We start from the raw sequence: 18,915 nt of genomic DNA, 5'->3' as shown, positions 1-18,915 counted from the left end.
ATGCAGCTATACACACTGGGGAAGCACGTTGTTTAAACCTCATCGCCTGGTTCCGAAGACGGTTATAACCGCGGCATTCGCCGCGCATGGGCTGGTTGCTCACGCAACTACGCCGTTCGTGGTGCAAGACATCCGGATCGAGGGATTGCAACGCGTCGAACCTGGTACCGTGTTCGCCTACCTGCCCATCAAGCAGGGCGACACGTTCAGCGACGACAAGGCGTCCGAAGCCATTCGCGCCCTGTACGCAACGGGCTTCTTCAACGACGTCAAGATCGCGACCGAAGGCAACGTGGTCGTCGTGCAGGTGCTGGAGCGCCCGGCCATCGGCACGATCGACTTCGCGGGCATTCACGAGTTCGACAAGGAGAATCTGACCAAGGCGCTGCGCGCGGTCGGGTTGTCGCAAGGCCGTTATTACGACAAGGCGCTCGTCGACAAGGCCGAACAGGAACTGAAGCGCCAATACCTGACGCGCGGCTACTACGCGGCCGAAGTCACGACCACCATCACGCCGATCGACCGCAATCGCGTCTCGGTGCTGTTCTCGGTGGCCGAAGGGCCGAGCGCGAAGATCCGTCAGATCAACTTCATCGGCAACAAGGCGTTCAGCACCGGCACGCTGCGCGACGAAATGCAGCTGTCCACGCCGAACTGGTTCTCGTGGTACACGAAGAACGACCTGTACGCGAAAGACAAGCTCACCGGCGACCTCGAAAATATCCGCTCGTACTATCTGAACCGCGGCTATCTCGAGTTCAACATCGAATCGACCCAGGTGTCGATCACGCCGGACAAGAAGGACATGTATCTGACGGTCACGCTGCATGAAGGCGAGCCGTACACCATCTCCAGCATCAAGCTGGCCGGCAATCTGCTCGACCGTGAGCCGGAGCTGGCCAAGCTCATCAAGATCAAACCGGGTGACCGCTTCTCGGCTGAGAAGCTGCAGACCACCACCAAGGCTATCGTCGACAAACTGGGCGAGTACGGTTATGCGTTCGCGACCGTCAACGCGCAGCCGCAAATCGACCAGACCAACCACAAGGTCGACCTGACGCTGCAGGTGGACCCGAGCCGCCGCGTCTACGTCCGCCGTGTCAACGTGGTCGGCAACACCCGTACGCGCGACGAAGTGGTGCGCCGCGAGATGCGCCAGCTCGAAAGCTCGTGGTTCGACTCGAACCGTCTCGCGCTGTCGAAAGACCGTATCAACCGCCTCGGCTACTTTACCGACGTCGACGTGACCACCGTTCCCGTGGAAGGCACGCCGGACCAGGTGGACGTCGACGTGAAGGTCGCTGAAAAGCCGACCGGCGCGATCACGCTGGGCGCGGGCTTCTCGTCCACCGACAAGGTGGTGCTCTCGGCGGGCGTCTCGCAAGATAACGTGTTCGGTTCGGGTACGAGTCTCGCGGTGAACATCAATACCGCGAAAACCTACCGTACGCTGACGGTCACGCAGGTCGATCCGTACTTCACGGTGGACGGCATCAAGCGTATTACCGACGTCTATTACCGTACGTACCAGCCGCTGTACTACTCGACCGATTCGAGCTTCAAGATCGTCACGGTCGGTGCCGACCTGAAGTTCGGCATTCCGTTCTCGGAAGTCGACACGGTGTACTTCGGCGCGGGTATCGAGCAGAACAAGCTGGATGTCGACAACAATACGCCGGCTTCGTACAAGCAATACGTCACGGACTTTGGCCAGGTCTCGAACAACGTGCCGATCACCGTGGGCTGGTCGCGTGACGCGCGTGACAGCGCGCTCGTGCCGAGCCGCGGTTACTTCACGCAGGCCAACGCCGAATACGGCACGCCGATCGGCGGCACCCAGTATTACAAGGCCGACATCAACGCGCAGTACTATTACTCGTTCGCGCGCGGCTTCGTGCTGGGCTTCAACTTCCAGGGCGGGTACGGCAAGGGCATGGGCGGCAAGCCATACCCAATTTTCAAGAACTACTACGCGGGCGGTATCGGTTCGGTTCGCGGCTATGAGCCGAGCTCGCTCGGCCCGCGCGACAAGACGACTAACGATCCGATTGGCGGTTCGAAGCTGCTCGTCGGCAATATTGAATTGACATTCCCGCTGCCGGGCACCGGCTATGATCGGACCCTGCGCGTGTTCACGTTCCTGGACGCGGGTAACGTGTGGGCAGACGCGAGCAATGCCGCGAACTCCAATGGCGCCAACGGTCTGCGTTACGGCTATGGTGTCGGTCTCGCGTGGATTTCGCCGATCGGCCCGCTCAAGCTCAGCTTGGGCTTCCCGCTCACCAAGCACACGGGCGATCAGTATCAGAAGTTCCAGTTCCAGATTGGGACGGCGTTCTGATCCGCGCCGCGGGCAGTTCGCCAAACAACAGTATCGAGAGGATGACTTTGCTAACCGGTATGTTTTCGAAACGTGTGGCTTGCGCGCTGGCGCTTGCAATGACGCTGGGCGTCGGCGTGGCGCACGCGCAGGAAGCCAGGATTGCCGCCGTGAATTCGGACCGGATCCTGCGGGAATCCGCTGCTGCAAAGGCGGCGCAGGTCAAGCTCGAGGCCGAGTTCGCGAAGCGCGACAAGGACCTCGCGGACATGGCGCAGAAGCTCAAGTCCATGTCCGATTCGCTCGACAAGAACGGCGCGTCCATGTCGCCCACGGATCGCGCGCAAAAGCAGCGTGATCTGTCGCAACTGGACACGGACTTTCAGCGCAAGCAACGCGAGTTTCGCGAAGACCTGAATCAGCGCCGCAATGAAGAACTGGCGGCGGTGCTGGATCGCGCGAACAAGGTGATCAAGCAGATCGCCGAGGCGCAGCACTACGACCTGATCGTTCAGGAAGCGGTGTATGTGAGCCCGCGCATCGACATCACGGATCAGGTGCTCAAGGCGCTCGCGGCTTCGGGCAACTGAGCGCGCAGCGGGGCGGCGCTTGCAGCGCATCCGCTCGGCGGGCGAGCGGAGCCCCAAACCGCGGCACTGATACGTTGCACTGAATAGCAGGAGACAGGATAGGCATGGCATTTACGCTTGAGGACATCGTCCAACGGTTCGGCGGTGAAGTAGTGGGAGACGGTTCGCAGCGCGTCGGCAGTCTGGCGCCGCTCGACCAGGCAGGCCCGGACCAGCTGGCGTTCCTCGCCAACCCGAAGTATCTGTCGCAGGTCGAGACGACCCGTGCGGGCGCGGTGCTGATCAATGCCGACGACCTCGCCAGGCTCGCTTCCCGCAGCGGCCGTAACTTCATCGTCACGCCCAATCCGTACGCTTATTTCGCGCGCGTCGCGCAAACCTTTATCGATCTGGCCGCGCCCAAAGTCGCGCCCGGCATTCATTCCAGCGCAACGATCGACCCGTCCGCGCAGGTTGCCGCGAGCGCGGTGATCGGGCCGCACGTCACCGTGGAAGCGGGCGCGGTCATCGGCGAAAATGTGCGGCTCGATGCGAACGTCGTGATTGGCCGGGGCACGCGCATCGGCGCGGGTTCGCATCTGTATCCGAATGTGGCCGTGTACCACGGCTGCAAGCTCGCCGAGCGCGTGATCGTGCACGCGGGCGCCGTGATCGGTTCCGACGGCTTCGGCTTCGCGCCGGATTTCGTCGGCGAGGGCGCTGCGCGCACGGGCAGTTGGGTGAAAATTCCGCAGGTGGGCGGGGTGTCGATCGCGGCAGACGTCGAAATCGGCGCGAATACTACGATCGACCGCGGCGCGATGGCCGATACGGTCATCGAAGAATGCGTGAAGATCGACAACCTCGTGCAGATCGGCCACAACTGCAAGGTCGGCGCGTACACCGTGATCGCCGGTTGCGCGGGTATTGCGGGCAGCACGACGATCGGGCGTCATTGCATGATCGGCGGCGCGGTCGGCATTGCCGGGCACGTGACGCTGGCCGATCATGTGATCGTCACCGCGAAGTCGGGCGTGTCGAAGTCGCTTCTGAAGCCCGGCATGTACACGAGCGCGTTCCCGGCTGTGAACCACGCCGACTGGAATAAAAGCGCGGCCTTGTTGCGCAATATCGACAAGCTCCGCGACCGTATCAAGGCGCTGGAAAACGCGGCGGCGGATCAGGCGAACGGCAAGCCCGCGAGCGTGGCCACGAGCACGGCAGGCCATTCCCAAAGCGGCAAAATCTGACAGATCAGGGTCTGCGATATCAGGACGGGCCGCCCACACCGCGTAAAATAGCGGGCGAATATCAGGAAGCGAAGTCGGTTGCCGTGACCAGGTGGCACGGCAACCGGTTCACAGCGAGCGCCGGCGGCACGCGTTACCAACCCACCTGCACCAGCATCCGCAGTCATCATCGCGCAGTCAATGCGTGAGCAGAAACACCATGAGCACCGAAAAAATCAATCTCGACATTCATAAGATTCTCACGCTGCTGCCCCATCGTTACCCGATCCTGCTGGTCGATCGGGTGCTCGAACTCGAGCCGCACAAGAGCATCAAAGCGCTGAAGAACGTGTCGATCAACGAGCCGTATTTCCAGGGCCACTTTCCGACGCGTCCCGTCATGCCGGGCGTGCTGATTCTCGAAGCGCTCGCGCAAACGGCCGCGCTGCTCACGTTCTCGGAAGAGCCGAGCGATCCGTCGAACACGCTGTACCTGTTCGTCGGCATCGACAACGCGCGCTTCAAGCGCGTCGTGGAGCCGGGCGATCAGCTCATCCTGAACTGCACGTTCGAGCGGCATATGCGCGGCATCTGGAAGTTCAAGGCACGAGCCGAGGTGGACGGCGCGGTGGCGGCGGAAGCCGATCTGATGTGCGCGGTGCGGCACACGGACAAGGACGCCTGAGTCACCGTTTGGGTAGCCGGCGCCTCACGAGAAGCGCGTCCGGCTCGCCTTAGCCCATCCAGACAACGCAACAGAATCAGAAGCGAGGACGCATGAGCAGGATTCATCCCACTGCGATCGTCGAACCGGGCGCACAACTCGACGAATCCGTCGAAATCGGCCCGTATGCCGTGATCGGCGCGCATGTGACGATCGGCGCACGGACCACGGTCGGTTCGCACAGCGTGATCGAAGGCCACACCACGATCGGCGAAGACAACCGGATCGGCCATTACGCATCGGTCGGCGGTCGTCCGCAGGACATGAAGTACAGAGACGAGCCCACGCGGCTCGTTATCGGCAACCGCAACACGATTCGCGAATTCACCACGATCCATACCGGCACGGTGCAGGACGCGGGCGTCACCACGCTCGGCGACGACAACTGGATCATGGCGTACGTGCATATCGGGCACGATTGCCACGTCGGCAACAACGTCATTTTGTCGAGCAACGCTCAGATGGCCGGCCACGTCACGATCGGCGATCACGCTATCGTCGGCGGCATGTCGGGCGTGCATCAGTTCGTGCGCATCGGCGCGCATTCCATGCTGGGCGGCGCTTCGGCGCTGGTGCAGGACATTCCGCCGTTCGTGATCGCGGCAGGCAACAAGGCCGAGCCGCACGGCATCAATGTCGAAGGCCTGCGCCGCCGCGGCTTCTCGCCGGATGCCATTTCGGCGCTGCGCTCGGCGTACCGCCTGCTGTACAAGAACAGCCTGTCGCTTGAAGAGGCGAAAGTGCAGTTGCGCGAGCTGGCGTCCGCCGGCGGCGACGGCGACGGCCCCGTGGAGACGCTGCTCGCTTTCGTCGAAGCGTCCCAGCGCGGCATCATCCGCTAAACGATGGCATTGCAACCGAGTCCGCTGCGGGTCGCGATGGTGGCCGGCGAGCCGTCCGGCGACCTGCTGGCGTCGTCGCTGCTCAATGGCCTGGCGAGCCGCCTGCCCGCCACCACGCAGTATTACGGGATCGGCGGTCCGCGCATGGTCGCCACCGGCTTCGACGCGCATTGGCCAATAGACAAGCTGTCGGTGCGCGGCTACGTCGAAGCGCTGCGGCATATTCCCGAAATTCTTCGTATCCGCACCGATCTGAAGCGCCAACTGCTGGCGGAGCCGCCCGCGGTGTTCGTCGGCGTGGACGCGCCCGACTTCAACTTCGGGCTCGAGCATCCGTTGCGCGAAGCGGGCATTCCGACGGTTCACTTCGTGTGTCCGTCCATCTGGGCGTGGCGCGGCGGGCGCATCAAGAAGATCGCCAAGGCGGTTGATCATATGCTGTGCGTGTTCCCGTTCGAAACGGCGCTGCTCGAAAAGGCGGGCGTCTCGGCCTCGTACGTGGGTCATCCGCTCGCCGACGAGATTCCGCTCGAGCCGGATACGCTCGGCGCGCGCCGGGCGCTGGGCCTTGCGGAAAGCGGGCCGGTCATCGCCGTGCTGCCGGGCAGCCGGCGCTCGGAGATCGACCTGATCGGCCCGACGTTCTTCGCCGCGATGGAAATGATGCAGCATCAGGAGCCCGGTCTGCGTTTCGTGATGCCGGCGGCCACGCCGGCCTTGCGCGAGATGCTGCGCCCGCTGGTCGACGCGCATCCGGGTCTCGCGCTGACCATCACCGACGGCCAGTCGCAGCTCGCCATGACCGCCGCCGACGCGATTCTCGTGAAAAGCGGCACGGTCACGCTGGAAGCGGCGCTTCTGAAAAAGCCGATGGTCATCTCGTACAAGGTGCCTTGGCTGACCGGCCAGATCATGCGCCGGCAAGGCTATTTGCCGTATGTCGGCTTGCCGAACATCCTGGCGGGGCGCTTCGTGGTGCCGGAAATCCTGCAGCATTTCGCAACGCCGCAGGCGCTCGCCGAAGCCACGCTCAAACAGTTGCGCGATGAAGCCAACCGGCGCACGCTAAAGGAAATCTTCACGGAGATGCATCTCGTGCTGAAGCAGAACACCGCGCAGCGTGCGGCGGACGCCGTGGCGGGCGTCGTCGAAAAGCGGAAGGCGCGGCCGTGACGCACGCACGCGCGCCACGCCGCAAGACCGCCGCCGTTACCGTTGCAGGCGCGGCGGCGCGACAGGTCGGCTTGGACTTCGAGACGCCGGACGACATTCTCTGCGGCGTGGACGAAGCAGGGCGCGGGCCGCTGGCCGGCCCGGTCGTCGCCGCAGCCGTCATTTTCGACCCGTCGAAGCCCATGATTCGCGGCCTCGACGATTCAAAGGCGCTGAGCGCGAAAAAGCGCGACGAGCTGTACGACAAGATCGTCGACCGCGCGCTCGCCTATTGCATTGCCTCGGCAAGCGTAGAAGAAATCGACTCGCTGAACATCCTGCACGCCACCATGCTCGCGATGAAGCGCGCCGTGGAAGGCCTGTCGGTCACGCCTACTTTGGTGAAGATCGACGGCAATCGGTGCCCGACGCTGAGCATGCGCAGCGAAGCGGTGATTGGCGGCGACGCGCTCGTGAAAAGCATTTCCGCGGCGTCCATTCTCGCCAAGGTCACGCGCGACCGGATGCTGCTCGAACTGCATCAGAGCTATCCCGTGTACGGCTTTAACGCGCATGCCGGTTACGGCACGCCGCAGCATCTCGCGGCGCTGCGCGAACACGGGCCTTGCGAGCATCATCGGCGTTCGTTCGCGCCTGTGCGCGAGGCGCATCTGCGATTCGGCACGGGCGGGCCGTTGCCGGCCGGTGGCGTCATCGCGGCGCCCCAAACGCTCGCCGACGGAATGCCGGACGACGACGCCTTCGGCGAACACATCGGCGCGTGAGCGTCGCGCGCGGAGCCAGCGGCGTCATCGCGCAAAGCAGAACGCTCCACGCCACGCCGCCTAACCCTTTTCACTTTCCACACTGTCTTCGCTGCCTGTGAAAGCCATCACCTCGCGGGACAATCCGCTCTATAAACGCCTCAAAGCGCTCGCCGGCTCGACGCATCAACAGCGCCGCAGCGGCCATGCGCTACTGGAAGGCTTTCATCTCGCGAGTGCCTATCTGGACGTCGCCGGGCAGCCGGAAATGTGCATCGTGACCGACGGCGCGCTGCGTCACGACGAAGCTCAGGCCATTGTTTCGCGCATCGAGGATCATCGGCTTGTCACGCTGCCGGACGCGCTGTTCGGGCAACTGTCGAATGTCGTGCATGGCGTCGGCATTCTGCTGCTCGTGGGCAAGCTCGACACGCCGCTGCCCGAGCGCGTCGCGCAAACGTGCCTCGTGCTCGACGGCGTGCAGGATGCGGGCAACGTCGGCTCGATTCTGCGCAGCGCGGCGGCAGCCGGTATCCAGCACGTGTTCTGCGCGCCGGGTACGGCGTACGCGTGGTCGTCCAAGGTGCTGCGCTCCGGCATGGGCGCGCATTTCCTGCTGCAGATCCACGAAGACGTGGACGCGCAGACGCTGATCGAACGTCTCGCGGTGCCCGTCGTGATTACGGATTCGCACGGCGCCGAAGCGATCTACGACTGCGACCTGAGCCGCGAGCTGGCGTGGGTGTTCGGCAACGAAGGCGCGGGTGTGTCGCAGGCGTGGCGCGACGCCGTCTCGCTGCGCGTGACGATTCCGCAGCCGGGCGGCATGGAGTCGCTCAATGTGGCGGCCGCCGCGGCGGTCTGCGTATTCGAACAGTGCCGGCAGCAGCGCCGGCCCGGCTGACCAGGCGGCCGCGCCTCAGCTTCAGTAAGACGGCCGGTCCAGCTTGATTTCCTGCAGGATCGTGGTCGCGATTTCCTCGATCGACTTGTGCGTCGACGAAAGCCACTTGATCCCTTCGCGACGCATCATCGCTTCCGCTTCGTTGATTTCGTAGCGGCAATTTTCCGGCGCGGCGTACTTGCTGCCCGGACGCCGTTCGTTCCGGATTTCAGACAGCCGCTGCGGATCGATCGACAAGCCAAACATCTTCTGCCGATGTGCCAATAGCGGCGTTGGCAGCTTGCCGCGCTCGAAATCTTCGGGAATCAGCGGGTAGTTCGCCGCCTTCACGCCGTACTGCATGGCGAGGTACAGACTCGTGGGCGTCTTGCCGCTGCGCGACACGCCGACCAGAATCACGTCGGCGTCGGCCAGATTGCGGTTCGACTGGCCGTCGTCGTGGGCGAGCGAGAAGTTGATCGCCTCGATACGGTTCTTGTATTCCTCGGTGTCCGCGTTCTGGTGGCCGCGCCCCATCGCGTGGCTCGACTTCAGTTCCAGTTCCAGTTCGAGCGGCTCGACGAAGGTCTGGAACATGTCCAGCACGAGTGCATTCGAGCCTTTGACGATCTGATTCGACGCGCTGTCCACGAGCGTCGTGAACACGATCGGACGGCGGCCGTCCTGCTGGATCGCCTCGTTGATCTTTTCGAGCGTGGCGTAGGCTTTTTCTGTCGAATCGACGAAAGGCACGCGAACCAGGCGGAATTTCTGGTCGAACTGGGAGAGGATCGAGTGCGCGAAGGTTTCGGCAGTGATCCCCGTACCGTCGGAGACGATAAATACGGTGGGCGGCATCAGTGGGGCAGGGAACGTGAGCGGCAAAAAGCGCTCGAATGGAACAGTGCTGGATCGACTTCGCTGCGCGGCGGCTAACCGCGAAATCAGCGGCATCGACACAGCGCGCCGTGGGCACCGCAACCACGCCCGGCCGGTCCGGGCGCGATTCGAGGCGCAATTCTCGTCCGACAGTCACATTTCGAGAGTCGGCACGGTAGAATAGCGGCAACCTGTTGGATAAGCAATTGCAGGCGATTGGCGGCTAACTCACCGCGAACGGTCGTTCAACGTCACGTTATTTGGCGCTATCCGGCGCGAAATGGCGCGCAAATGAACACAACCGGGCGGATTGGTCAGTAAAATCCGCCATCGCGTGATGGGTCGCCAGTCGTCGCTGGGTAGGCGCCGCGAGCGATTGCTTCTCCAACAGGTTGTGCAAGACGCGAGGTCACGCTTCCAATGAGCGTCTCGCGTTCGAGCCCACTTGCACAGCCGTGAATTTCTTTCACACTTAGGGGCTTGTATGACTAACGCAGTTACCGTCGCAAAGGATAAGGCGTATGTAGTTCCGTTTGAGCAGTTGCGGATGACCGATGTGGAGATTGTCGGCGGCAAGAACGCGTCGCTGGGCGAGATGATCAGTCAGCTCGCCGAAGCCGGCGTGCGCGTGCCGACCGGTTTCGCCACCACGGCATTGGCTTTCCGTGACTTCCTGCATCACAACAATCTGACTGAGCGCATTGCCAAACGTCTCGAAACGCTCGACGTCGACGACGTGAAGGCGCTTGCCGAAGCGGGCAAGGAGATCCGTCAGTGGATCGTCGACGCGCCGATGCAACCCCAACTCGAAGCCGACATTCGTGCGGGCTTCGACACGCTGCAAAACAGCTCGCCTGAAGAGCTGTCGTTCGCCGTGCGCTCGTCGGCAACGGCGGAAGACCTGCCGGACGCATCGTTCGCGGGCCAGCAGGAAAGCTATCTCAACGTCGTCGGCATCGAAGACGTGCTCGATCGCATGAAGCACGTGTTCGCGTCGCTGTACAACGACCGCGCTATTTCCTATCGCGTCCACAAGGGCTTCACGCATGCTGAAGTCGCGTTGTCGGCGGGCGTGCAGCGCATGGTGCGCTCCGACGTCGGCGCGGCCGGCGTGATGTTCACGCTGGACACCGAATCGGGCTTCAAGGACGCGGTGTTCATCACATCGAGCTACGGCCTCGGCGAAACCGTCGTGCAAGGCGCCGTGAATCCGGACGAGTTCTACGTCTACAAGACCACGCTTGCGCAAGGCAAGTATCCGATCATCCGCCGCTCCATCGGCTCGAAGCTTATCAAGATGGAATTCACGAAGGCCGGCGAAGAAGGCCGCGTGAAGACCGTCGACGTGACGCACGAGCAGCGCAACCGCTTCTCGATCACGGACGAAGACGTCATCGAGCTGGCGAAATACGCCGTCATCATTGAAAAGCACTACGAGCGTCCGATGGACATCGAGTGGGGCAAGGACGGCCGCGACGGCAAGATCTTCATTCTGCAGGCACGTCCCGAAACGGTGAAGAGCCAGGCCGCGGGCAAGGCCGAGCAGCGCTTCAAGCTGAAGGGCCAGTCGAACGTGCTGGCCACCGGCCGCGCGATCGGCCAGAAAATCGGCGCGGGTCCGGTTCGCGTGATCCACGATCCGTCGGAAATGGACCGCGTGCAACCGGGCGACGTGCTGGTCGCTGACATGACCGACCCGAACTGGGAGCCGGTCATGAAGCGCGCGTCCGCCATCGTCACGAACCGCGGTGGCCGCACGTGCCACGCGGCGATCATCGCGCGTGAGCTGGGCGTGCCGGCAGTCGTGGGCTGCGGCGACGCGACCGACGTGCTGAAGGACGGCGCGCTCGTCACCGTGTCGTGCGCGGAAGGCGACGAAGGCAAGATCTACGACGGCCTGCTCGAAACCGAGATCACCGAAGTGCAGCGCGGCGAACTGCCGCCGATTCCGGTGAAGATCATGATGAACGTCGGCAACCCGCAACTCGCGTTCGACTTCTCACAACTGCCGAACGCCGGCGTGGGTCTCGCGCGTCTCGAGTTCATCATCAACAACAACATCGGCGTGCACCCGAAGGCGATTCTCGAGTACCCGAACATCGACCAGGACCTGAAGAAGGCCGTGGAAAGCGTCGCGCGGGGTCACGCGTCGCCGCGCGCGTTCTACGTCGACAAGCTGACCGAAGGCATCGCGACGATCGCGGCGGCGTTCTATCCGAAGCCCGTGATCGTGCGTATGTCGGACTTCAAGTCGAACGAGTACAAGAAGCTGATCGGCGGTTCGCGTTACGAGCCGGACGAAGAAAACCCGATGCTGGGTTTCCGTGGCGCGTCGCGCTACATCGCCGAAGACTTCGCCGAAGCGTTCCAGATGGAGTGCGCGGCGCTGAAGAAGGTGCGTGAGGAAATGGGCCTCGACAACGTCGAGATCATGGTGCCGTTCGTGCGTACGCTGAAGCAGGCGGAGCGCGTGGTCGGGCTGCTGGAAAAGAACGGCCTGAAGCGCGGCGAGAAAGGCCTGCGCCTCGTCATGATGTGCGAGGTGCCCTCCAACGCGATTCTCGCGGAAGAGTTCCTGCAATACTTCGACGGCTTCTCGATCGGTTCGAACGACCTGACGCAGCTCACGCTCGGGCTCGACCGCGACTCCGGCATGGAACTGCTGGCCGTCGATTTCGACGAACGCGATCCGGCCGTCAAGTTCATGCTCAAGCGCGCAATCGAAACGTGCCTGCGTCTGGACAAGTACGTCGGTATCTGCGGCCAGGGCCCGTCGGATCATCCGGATTTCGCTCAGTGGCTGACGGACGAAGGCATCAAGTCCATCTCGCTGAACCCGGACACGATCGTCGAAACGTGGCAGCAACTGGCGAAATCGTCCACGAAGTAAGCGTTGTGCGTGCCGCCTCGTAAGCGGCACGCATAGCGAAGACTGCGGCATATCAAAGGCGCTTCAAAGCCGTGTCGAATTCACGCTGACGCGCGCCCTGGCTGGCGGTTATCCGCATCGGCTTCGTGCTATAAACACCCCGGTATATCCGGGGTGTTTTGCTTTGTGGAGGTCGACGTGGCGCCTGGTGGATTGTTCTGGTGGATCGGGGCGGGAGTGCTGGTCGTGCTGGAATTGCTCAGCGGCACTTTCTATCTGCTGATGATCGCGCTCGGCTGCATCGCGGCGGCCATCGCACATATCGCGGGCGCGGGCGCCGACGTGCAGTTCGCCGTCGCCGCCGTCGTCGCGCTGGCGGCCGTGCTGTTGCTCAGGCGCTCGGGATTTGGACGGAGAACGCGCAAGGAGGCGTCGAAAAATCCGGACGTCAATCTCGACATTGGACAGACGCTGAGCGTGTCGGCGTGGCACGAGCGTCGCGCGCGGGCGAACTATCGCGGCGCGCAATGGGACGTCGAACTCGCGCCGGGCGAGCCCGAAGATGCGCAGACCTACGAAATCGCGGAGTTGCGCGGCAGTTGCCTCGTCGTCGTGGCAAGACTTCCAAAAATTTAATTAATCGAACTAAAAGTCTGGAGGGCAGGAATGGATTCGACCATCGTCGGGGCAGTGCTGCTGGTTATCGTGATCGTGCTGGCGGCGCAGACCATCAAGATCGTGCCGCAGCAGCATGCATGGGTGCTGGAGCGGCTCGGCCGCTATCACCGCACGCTGACGCCGGGCCTCAGCTTCGCGTTTCCTTTTGTCGACCGGATTGCGTACAAGCACATCCTCAAGGAAATTCCGCTCGAGGTGCCGAGCCAGGTTTGCATCACGCGCGACAACACGCAATTGCAGGTGGATGGCGTGCTTTACTTTCAGGTCACGGATCCCATGAAGGCGTCGTACGGGTCCAGCAATTTCGTATTCGCGATTACGCAGCTCTCGCAGACCACGCTGCGTTCGGTGATCGGCAAGCTTGAACTCGACAAGACTTTCGAGGAGCGCGACTTCATCAACCACAGCATCGTGTCCGCGCTCGACGAAGCAGCGGCGAACTGGGGCGTCAAAGTCCTACGCTACGAGATTAAAGATCTGACGCCGCCGAAGGAAATCTTGCACGCGATGCAGGCACAAATCACCGCCGAGCGCGAGAAGCGCGCGTTGATCGCGGCGTCGGAAGGGCGCAAGCAGGAGCAGATCAATATCGCGTCGGGCGGGCGCGAAGCCGCGATCCAGAAGTCGGAAGGCGAGCGGCAGGCGGCGATCAATCAGGCGCAAGGTCAGGCGGCGGCGATTCTTGCGGTCGCCGAAGCGAATTCGCAGGCCATCCAGAAGATCGCGGCCGCGATCCAGTCGCATGGCGGCATGGAGGCGGTGAACCTGAAGGTGGCCGAACAATATGTGAACGCATTCGGCAATCTCGCGAAGCAGGGCACCACGCTGATCGTGCCCGGCAACCTCTCGGAGATGAGTTCGATGATCGCGTCGGCGCTGACCATTGTCAGCAAGGGCAAGGGCGTGCCGGACGCGCGTTGAAGCGCTCGCCGAGCGCGGTCTTGCGAACTGGCGCTGAAAAAAATGGCCCGCATCTTGGCGGGCCATTTTCGTTGTACTCGTTGAGAAAGCGCGACGCATTCGCGCGACGCTTCGCGCGTGTCAGGTCGGCGAACGCATCAAGCGCGCTTTTTCGCGTTCCCAGTCGCGCTTCTTCTCGGTCTCGCGCTTGTCGTGCAGCTTCTTGCCCTTGGCCAGTCCGATCTCGCATTTGACCCGGCCGCCCTTGTAGTGGAAGTTCAGCGGCACGAGCGTATAGCCGCGCTGTTCGACTTTGCCGATCAGCTTGCTGATTTCTTCGCTGTGCAAAAGGAGCTTGCGCGTGCGCACGGGATCGGGGTTGATGTGGGTCGAGGCTTCGGGCAGCGGGCTGATGTGCGTGCCAATCAGGAACAATTCGTTGTTCTTGATCACCACGTAACCTTCCTTGATCTGGCCGCGCCCGGCGCGCAGCGCCTTGACCTCCCATCCTTCGAGCACGAGCCCTGCCTCATAGCGTTCTTCGATCGAGTAATCGTAGAACGCTTTTCTGTTGTCGATAATGCTCATGAATGGAAAGTGCTCAACTCGTTTAAAATCACGATTTTAGCAAAGCGGGACAAGGAAAGCCCGCGGCGCTCGTCCACCCTTGCCACGCGCTGTTCAATTTATGGCAGATGTCCAGAAAACCGTGTTGATCCGCCATTCGGCGGAACAGATGTTCGACCTCGTCACCGACGTCGCCGATTACCCCAACTTCCTGCCTTGGTGCGGAGGCGTCGAAATCCGTCATCGGGACGACACCAGCATGGAGGCGAAGATCGACATCAACTTCAAGGGCATCAAGCAGCATTTCGCCACGCGCAACAGCATGGAGCGGCCCACGCGGATCGACATGGAGTTCGCCGACGGCCCGTTTCGCAAGTTCACCGGTTTCTGGCGTTTCACGCCATTGCGCGCGGACGCCTGCAAGATCGAATTCGCGCTGCACTACGAATTCACCAATATTCTGCTCGAAAAAATTATTGGGCCGGTGTTCAGCCACATCGCCAATACGTTCGTGGAATCTTTCGTGAAGCGCGCCGATCAGCGCTACGGCAAGGCATGAGCGGGCGTCTGTCGATTCAGGTCTGCTACGCGCTCGCCGATGAACAGGCGCTTGTCGCCGTCGAACTGCCGGCGGGCGCCACGCTGCAGCAGGCGATCGAGGCGAGCGGCATCTTGCGGCGATTTCCTAAGATTGATCTGAGCACGCAAAAAGTGGGCGTGTTCGGCAAGCTCAAGCCGCTCGATACGGTGCTCGCCGATCACGACCGCGTCGAAATCTACCGGCCGCTGCTGGTGGACCCGAAGGTGTCGCGCCAACGCCGCGTCGAGAAAACCCGCAAGGCGGGCTCGATCGAAGGGCGTCGCTGGCAGAACAAGGATTCGCGCTAGGCGCTGTCCTCAAGCGCGGCTGCCGGTCTGGCGCCGCGGCCCCGCGCAGGCTCCCGACGCGCGCCCACACGCGCCCACACATCACGGCGCCGAACCCTGCGCCTTTTTGCCGATGGGCGTGGCGGCGGCGCCGGAATCGTCGTCCGCATGCTGGCGCACCGACCAGCACACACCCGCCACCAGCAACAATATGGCGGCCGTCTCCAGCGGACGGGGCAGGCGCGCATCGTAAATAAACGCGTAGAGCAGCGCAAAGAGCGTTTCGAAGACGATCATCTGGCCGGACAGCGTGAGCGGCAGCCGTTTCGACGCCGCGTTCCACAAGCCGTTGCCGAGCCACGACGCGCCGACTGCGAGGCCCAGGTTCAGCACCCAGAAGCTGTGCCAACGGCCGTCGGCGAGTTCGCCCTGCGGGCCGCCCGGCGGCAGCACGGCGATCACGAGCCACAGCGCGGCGCCCAAGAGGCCCGTCACGACGCCCCACAGCACCGACCACTCGTTGCCGCTGAAATGCGTCTGCCTTTGCAGATAACGGGCGTTTTCGACCGCGAACCAGGTCCAGCAGCCGAGCGCGCCGGCCGCGCAGGCGAGCCCGAGCAACTTGGTGGCGACGCTGACCGGCGTGCCGTCGGCGACCGTGAAGACGTCGATATTGATGCAGACGATGCCGGCCATCACCATCGCGAGCGGCCACGCGAGGCGCGCGAGCGGCACCGCGCCGCGGTCGCCGCGGCCCGCGAGCGTCACCGTGACGGGCAGCACGCCGACGATCAGCGACGCCGGCGCGATGCCGATCAGATGCACGGCGGCGGTCAGCAGCAGGTAATACAGAAGATTGCCGGCCAGCGCGAGCTTGACGAGCGCGGCGAGGTCTTCGCGTGTGAGGCGTTTGAGCAGCGAGCGGGCCACGGGCAGCGCCGCCGCCAGCGAGACGACTCCGTACATCGTGTAGCGGCCGGCCGAGAGCAGCAGCGGCGAAAAGTCCGGCAGCACGCGCGGGACCAGAAAAACCATGCCCCAAAGGGCTCCGGCCATGACTCCATATGCCACACCGCGCTGCATCGACTGCTCCTGCAAGAAAAACGGGAATGGTGCGCAGAATAGCCGTTCGGCGGCAAAGGCGTCTTGTTTGATTCTGCATTCGCGCCCGAGCAAACGAAACGCGATCGAACTCAACGCGAAAGGCGAAGCGAAATCGCGGGGTTGCAAGCCACGAAAAAAGCCGCGGAAATTCGCTAAGCTGCTGTTCGCGCAGTGAAAAGCGGGGAGGTATCGCGTATAATTCGCTTTTGCGCCTATAGGATTTGCCATGCGTCTGATCCAAACAGCACTCACGTTCGATGACGTGCTCCTCGTCCCGGCCTTCTCCGATGTTCTGCCGCGCGACACCAGCCTCAAGACCCGGCTGACCCGCAACATCTCCCTGAACATGCCGCTCGTGTCCGCCGCCATGGACACCGTCACCGAAGCCCGTCTCGCCATCGCGATGGCGCAAATGGGTGGCGTCGGCATCATCCACAAGAACCTCACGGCGGCCGAGCAGGCGCGTGAAGTGGCCAAGGTCAAGCGTTTCGAGTCGGGCGTCGTGCGCGATCCGATCACGGTGCCGCCGCAAATGAAGGTGCGCGATGTCATCGCGCTGTCGCGCCAGCATGGCATTTCGGGCTTCCCGGTGGTGGAAGGTTCGCAACTGATCGGTATCGTCACGAACCGCGACCTGCGTTTCGAAGAGCGTCTGGACGAACCCGTGCGCAACATCATGACGCCGCGCGAGCGTCTCGTGACCGTCAAGGAAGGCACCTCGCTCGCCGAGGCGAAGGCCCTGATGCACAGCCACCGCCTCGAACGCGTGCTGGTCATCAACGACGCATTCGAACTGCGCGGCCTCATGACGGTGAAAGACATCACCAAGCAGACCGAACATCCGGACGCGTGTAAAGACGAGCATGGCAAGCTGCGCGCGGGCGCCGCGGTCGGCGTGGGCGCGGACAACGAAGAGCGTGTGGAACTGCTGGTGCAGGCGGGCGTGGACGTGATCGTCGTCGATACCGCGCACGGCCACAGCAAGGGCGTGCTCGAGCGCGTGCGCTGGGTCAAACAGAATTTCCCGCATGTCGAGGTGATCGGCGGCAACATCGCCACCGCGGCGGCGGCCAGGGCGCTCGTCGAACATGGCGCGGACGGCGTGAAGGTCGGCATCGGCCCGGGCTCGATCTGCACGACGCGGATCGTCGCCGGCGTCGGCGTGCCGCAGGTCACGGCGATCGCCAACGTGTCGGAAGCGCTGAAGGGCACGGGCGTGCCGGTTATCGCCGACGGCGGCGTGCGTTTTTCGGGCGACGTCAGCAAGGCGCTCGCGGCCGGCGCGAACGCCGTGATGATGGGCAGCATGTTCGCCGGCACCGAAGAAGCGCCGGGCGACGTGTTCCTGTATCAGGGCCGCCAGTACAAATCCTACCGTGGCATGGGTTCGGTCGGCGCCATGAAGGACGGCGCGGCGGATCGCTACTTCCAGGACAACTCGGCGAATATCGACAAACTGGTGCCGGAAGGTATCGAAGGCCGTGTCGCCTATAAGGGCTCGGTCAACGCGATCCTGTTCCAGTTGATCGGCGGCGTGCGCGCCAGCATGGGCTACTGCGGCTGCCGCACGATTGCCGAGATGAACGACAAGGCCGAGTTCGTGCAGATCACGGGCGCGGGTTTGCGCGAATCGCACGTGCATGACGTGCAGATCACCAAGGAAGCGCCCAACTACCACGTGGACTAAACGCCAATGAAGCCGCTGCTGCGCGCTGTACTCATCGTCGATGCGTTATTGCTGCTGGCGTTCGGCCTGCTGTTTCTGCTGACGCCGTGGACTTCGTTGTACAACGCGCTGCTGCTGGTGCAAACGCAGCCGGCGCTGGTCGGCCAGGCGTTTGGCGTGGCGCTGATCGGGCTCGCGTGGCTCGCGCTGCATGCGTCGGTCGACGGCGGGCTGACGTCGTCGGTGGCAAGGGCGGTGGGCCATGTGAACTGGCTCACCGGCGTGTTGATGCTGATCTGGCTGCTCGGGTTGCATACGCCTGAGTTGACCGGCTTCGGACAGATCGTCGGCGTGTTGACGGCGGTTGCGTTGCTCGTGCTGGGGCTGGGCGGCGTCCGTTTGGCGAGTGCGGTGCGGCGGCGCGAAAAGTTGCGCGTCGCCGAAGCCGTAGCCGCCGAGCGCGCGGAACGGCAGGCTGCGAAAGACGCCGCGAAAAATGCGGCGAACAGCGCGGGCAATACGGCGGCTGGTAACGCGTCCAATAACGCGGCAAGCATCGCTGAGCGGCGCGAGCCGGTTGTTCCGGCCACGGCGGGTTTCCCGGTGTATCGCGCGGAGCCAGTCGTCGAACCGGTCGTGCCGGTCGTTCCCGCAGCGTCCTCTGCAACCTCGGCATCTGTCACGCCCGCAGCCTCGGGCATGCATGCGGTCAATCCCGCTTCGTCGGGGCCGTTGCGTGCCACGACGGGCGAGGGGCCGAGCGCCTCGGAGCTTGCCGCCCGCGACGACGCCCGCAACGCCGCCGCCGATCCGCCCCGGCCTCCGTTTCATGGCTGACGCGCTTTGCGCCGCTCTGTCCGCCGAGGTCGTGGCCGGAGCGAGGCGCGCGCCGGCACGCTTCA

Annotated in this window: 18 protein-coding genes; 15 read left to right on the top strand and 3 right to left on the bottom strand. The window is 63.3% G+C overall.

Annotated features, from left to right (window positions below; translation table 11 throughout):
* Positions 1-28 precede the first annotated feature (28 nt).
* From bamA to VOM14_RS08845, 8 genes are all read left to right on the top strand, one after another.
* Positions 29-2,341, top strand: coding sequence for an outer membrane protein assembly factor BamA (gene bamA, locus VOM14_RS08880; RefSeq protein WP_327628347.1), 2,313 nt, complete (start codon positions 29-31; stop codon positions 2,339-2,341).
* A 47-nt stretch (positions 2,342-2,388) separates the two neighbouring features.
* A complete protein-coding gene (locus VOM14_RS08875) occupies positions 2,389-2,910 on the top strand; it encodes an OmpH family outer membrane protein (protein ID WP_327628602.1) in 522 nt (173 codons plus the stop codon).
* A 104-nt stretch (positions 2,911-3,014) separates the two neighbouring features.
* Positions 3,015-4,139 carry a UDP-3-O-(3-hydroxymyristoyl)glucosamine N-acyltransferase gene (gene lpxD, locus VOM14_RS08870; protein WP_327628346.1) on the top strand — a complete coding sequence of 375 codons (1,125 nt, stop codon included), beginning with the start codon at positions 3,015-3,017 and terminating at the stop codon, positions 4,137-4,139.
* Positions 4,140-4,338: 199 nt separating this feature from the next.
* A complete protein-coding gene (gene fabZ, locus VOM14_RS08865) occupies positions 4,339-4,803 on the top strand; it encodes a 3-hydroxyacyl-ACP dehydratase FabZ (RefSeq protein ID WP_020065638.1) in 465 nt (154 codons plus the stop codon).
* Positions 4,804-4,895: 92 nt separating this feature from the next.
* Positions 4,896-5,684, top strand: coding sequence for an acyl-ACP--UDP-N-acetylglucosamine O-acyltransferase (gene lpxA / locus VOM14_RS08860; protein WP_327628345.1), 789 nt, complete (start codon positions 4,896-4,898; stop codon positions 5,682-5,684).
* A 3-nt stretch (positions 5,685-5,687) separates the two neighbouring features.
* Entirely contained in the window at positions 5,688-6,857 is a 1,170-nt protein-coding gene (lpxB, locus tag VOM14_RS08855) for a lipid-A-disaccharide synthase (RefSeq protein WP_327628344.1), read from the top strand.
* Entirely contained in the window at positions 6,854-7,621 is a 768-nt protein-coding gene (gene rnhB, locus VOM14_RS08850; protein ID WP_327628343.1) for a ribonuclease HII, read from the top strand. The genes lpxB and rnhB overlap by 4 nt, the downstream gene beginning before the upstream one ends.
* A gap of 97 nt (positions 7,622-7,718) precedes the next feature.
* Positions 7,719-8,504 (top strand): TrmH family RNA methyltransferase, encoded by a 786-nt coding sequence (locus VOM14_RS08845; protein WP_327628342.1) that lies wholly within the window; start codon positions 7,719-7,721, stop codon positions 8,502-8,504.
* Between the two features lie 21 nt (positions 8,505-8,525).
* On the opposite strand, the gene ppsR is transcribed toward VOM14_RS08845, so the two are convergent.
* Positions 8,526-9,341, bottom strand: a complete 816-nt coding sequence (gene ppsR / locus VOM14_RS08840; RefSeq protein ID WP_327628341.1) for a posphoenolpyruvate synthetase regulatory kinase/phosphorylase PpsR — start codon at positions 9,339-9,341, stop codon at positions 8,526-8,528.
* Positions 9,342-9,846: 505 nt separating this feature from the next.
* On the opposite strand from ppsR, the gene ppsA reads away from it, so the two are divergent.
* The 3 genes from ppsA to VOM14_RS08825 all read left to right on the top strand — a co-directional run bounded on the left by ppsA (position 9,847) and on the right by VOM14_RS08825 (position 13,830).
* On the top strand, positions 9,847-12,252 hold the full coding sequence (ppsA, locus tag VOM14_RS08835) for a phosphoenolpyruvate synthase (RefSeq protein WP_327628340.1): 2,406 nt from the start codon (positions 9,847-9,849) through the stop codon (positions 12,250-12,252).
* 177 nt (positions 12,253-12,429) lie between these two features.
* On the top strand, positions 12,430-12,867 hold the full coding sequence (locus tag VOM14_RS08830; RefSeq protein ID WP_327628339.1) for an NfeD family protein: 438 nt from the start codon (positions 12,430-12,432) through the stop codon (positions 12,865-12,867).
* 30 nt (positions 12,868-12,897) lie between these two features.
* A complete protein-coding gene (locus VOM14_RS08825) occupies positions 12,898-13,830 on the top strand; it encodes an SPFH domain-containing protein (RefSeq protein WP_327628338.1) in 933 nt (310 codons plus the stop codon).
* Positions 13,831-13,950: 120 nt separating this feature from the next.
* On the opposite strand, the gene smpB is transcribed toward VOM14_RS08825, so the two are convergent.
* Positions 13,951-14,397 carry an SsrA-binding protein SmpB gene (gene smpB / locus VOM14_RS08820; RefSeq protein ID WP_327628337.1) on the bottom strand — a complete coding sequence of 149 codons (447 nt, stop codon included), beginning with the start codon at positions 14,395-14,397 and terminating at the stop codon, positions 13,951-13,953.
* A gap of 100 nt (positions 14,398-14,497) precedes the next feature.
* On the opposite strand from smpB, the gene VOM14_RS08815 reads away from it, so the two are divergent.
* Both VOM14_RS08815 and VOM14_RS08810 read left to right on the top strand, forming a co-directional pair.
* Complete coding sequence (locus VOM14_RS08815; RefSeq protein WP_327628336.1) at positions 14,498-14,935, top strand: type II toxin-antitoxin system RatA family toxin; 438 nt, start codon at positions 14,498-14,500, stop codon at positions 14,933-14,935.
* Entirely contained in the window at positions 14,932-15,264 is a 333-nt protein-coding gene (locus VOM14_RS08810) for an RnfH family protein (protein ID WP_327628335.1), read from the top strand. The genes VOM14_RS08815 and VOM14_RS08810 overlap by 4 nt, the downstream gene beginning before the upstream one ends.
* Before the next feature lie 81 nt (positions 15,265-15,345).
* On the opposite strand, the gene VOM14_RS08805 is transcribed toward VOM14_RS08810, so the two are convergent.
* Positions 15,346-16,326: a DMT family transporter gene (locus tag VOM14_RS08805; RefSeq protein ID WP_327628334.1), complete on the bottom strand. Its 981-nt coding sequence runs from the start codon at positions 16,324-16,326 to the stop codon at positions 15,346-15,348.
* Between the two features lie 247 nt (positions 16,327-16,573).
* On the opposite strand from VOM14_RS08805, the gene guaB reads away from it, so the two are divergent.
* Both guaB and VOM14_RS08795 read left to right on the top strand, forming a co-directional pair.
* Positions 16,574-18,034, top strand: coding sequence for an IMP dehydrogenase (gene guaB / locus VOM14_RS08800; RefSeq protein WP_327628333.1), 1,461 nt, complete (start codon positions 16,574-16,576; stop codon positions 18,032-18,034).
* A gap of 6 nt (positions 18,035-18,040) precedes the next feature.
* Positions 18,041-18,850 carry a hypothetical protein gene (locus VOM14_RS08795; RefSeq protein ID WP_327628332.1) on the top strand — a complete coding sequence of 270 codons (810 nt, stop codon included), beginning with the start codon at positions 18,041-18,043 and terminating at the stop codon, positions 18,848-18,850.
* Positions 18,851-18,915 lie beyond the last annotated feature (65 nt).

Source organism: Paraburkholderia sp. MPAMCS5 (assembly GCF_036016995.1).
Taxonomy (GTDB): Bacteria; Pseudomonadota; Gammaproteobacteria; order Burkholderiales; family Burkholderiaceae; genus Paraburkholderia.
The sequence above is the reverse complement of the archived record's forward strand: the minus strand, read 5'-3'. Positions and strand labels throughout refer to the sequence as shown.